The organism is Micromonospora sp. NPDC047753, from assembly GCF_040642735.1.
GTDB lineage: Bacteria > Actinomycetota > Actinomycetes > Mycobacteriales > Micromonosporaceae > Micromonospora.
The window spans coordinates 6026-7839 of the sequence record NZ_JBEYSL010000329.1; the positions used below are offsets into that span (position 1 = coordinate 6026).

General features: G+C 73.4%; 2 protein-coding genes and 1 pseudogene. 2 read left to right on the top strand and 1 reads right to left on the bottom strand.

Going from position 1 to position 1814, the window contains the following annotated elements; translation table 11 throughout:
- The first annotated feature begins 243 nt into the window (after positions 1-243).
- Entirely contained in the window at positions 244-768 is a 525-nt protein-coding gene (locus ABZ749_RS24100; protein WP_357231438.1) for an N-acetyltransferase, read from the top strand.
- Positions 765-1166, top strand: a pseudogene (locus ABZ749_RS24105) (GNAT family N-acetyltransferase); the annotation flags it as partial. The gene ABZ749_RS24100 and the pseudogene ABZ749_RS24105, both read left to right, overlap by 4 nt.
- 74 nt (positions 1167-1240) lie before the next feature.
- Here ABZ749_RS24105 and ABZ749_RS24110 read toward each other — a convergent pair.
- A partial coding sequence (locus ABZ749_RS24110; protein WP_357231441.1) for a WYL domain-containing protein occupies positions 1241-1814 on the bottom strand: 574 nt, incomplete at its 5' end.

The following is a 1814-nucleotide window of genomic DNA, read 5'->3' on the forward strand; positions in this document are numbered from 1 at the left end:
CGCGATGAGCTTGATGACTGGGCGACATCACGATGACTCACAGACATCAACCGTTTCCCCGCCATGTCCGCGAAGTGCAGCCCGCCACCCACCACGACCGCCACCCACCACGACCGCCAGACACGACGACCGCCGGCAGACCGAGAAGTCAGCGGCGGCGGCGCAGTCGGCCAGCGCCGGGCCGTGTCCCGTGCCGGCGATAAACGCGTGGAGCCGCCAACTCACCGCGTCTATGGTGGCGCGGTGCTGATCAGACGCGAGACACCCGCCGACGTCGACGCGATTCGCGCGGTGCACTCCGCGGCCTTCGCCAAGGCCGATGGCGGTGACGGCGTACCGGTCGAGGCGACCCTCGTTGACGCGCTGCGCGCCGATGAGGGCTGGCTGCCTGCGTACTCCCTGGTGGCGACCGATTCGGGCGGCCAGGTGGTCGGGCACGTGGTGGCGACCCGCGGCCGGGTGGGCGGCGCGCCGGTGGCGTTGGGCCTGGGGCCTCTGGGCGTGTTGCCCGACTGGCAGCGGCGCAGTGTTGGCAGCGCGCTGATGCACGCGGTCCTTGGCGCGGCGGACGCGCGGGACGAACCGCTGGTGGTCCTGCTCGGGCATCCCGACTACTACCCGCGCTTCGGGTTCCGGCCGGCCGTCGAGCTGGGCGTCACTCCACCGCAGCCGTGGGGGCCGCAGTACTTCATGGCTCGGCCGATGCACGCGTGGCGCGAGTCCATCCGGGGCGAGTTCCGCTACGCCGGCCCGTTCGACGACCTGTGAACCGGCCCGCCATCCGTCGGCGACGCGCCACCGACCTGGACGGCTGCGTCGCGGCGCTCGCCGAGGTTCACCGGGTCGACGCGTACCCGCTGAACTGGCCCGTCGACCCGCACCGCTGGCTGCGCGAGCCGCACCCGGCGCGGGCGTGGGTCGCCGTCGACGCCGACGCGGCCGTTGTCGGACACGTCGCTGTGCATCGCATCCCCGATAAGGTGCACGGGCCGCCCGGCCGGCCGACGGCTGAGGTGGCTCGTCTCTTCGTGATGCCGAGAGCCCGGGGGTTGGCGCTGGGCAGCGCGCTGCTGGACCGGGCCCGCCAGTGGGCGGGCAAACGCGGGACGGACCTGGTGCTGGAGTTGGCCGCCGACGGCGCTGCGGCCGCCGCTCTGTACGAGCGCGCGGGATGGCGGTGTGTCGGCACCAGCACGGCTCCATGGACCGCCCCCGACGGCGGCCCGGTGTCGCTGCGCCATTACACGCTGCGGCACCGCGCGCCGGGCTCCGACGTCGCACCCGCCAGCACGGCGAGGCGACGGGCGAGCCGGCCTGCGGCCTCGCGCAGCTCGGGAGGCTCCAGCACCTCCATCTCGTGATCCAGGCGGGCGAGGTGCGCGGCGAGCCAGTCCAGGCTGTCGCCGCCGACGACCAGCACCGACCATCCGTCGCTGTCATCCTCGACCCGCCCCACCTGTGGTGGGACCAACTCCCGCAACCGCTCCGGTTCGGCGTGCACCCGCACCCGGGCGAGGTATCGGTACGGTGCCCCGGTCACGGCGCGCTGCACGAAGGCGACCGGATCCGGGTGTTCGCGCGCCGGGAAACGCCAGGTCGTCGCGACCGCAGCCCGGATCCGATCCAGCCGGAACGTCCGCCAGTCGGCGCGGTCGACGTCCCAGGCCATCAGATACCAGCGGCGGCCGGTCGTGACCATCCGGATCGGCTCGACCGTCCGCTCCTGCTCACCAGCGCCCCGGCCGGGATAGTGGAATCGGACGCGTACCCCGTCCCGACAGGCGCGGGCGAGTGTCACCAGCAGTTCCGCGTCG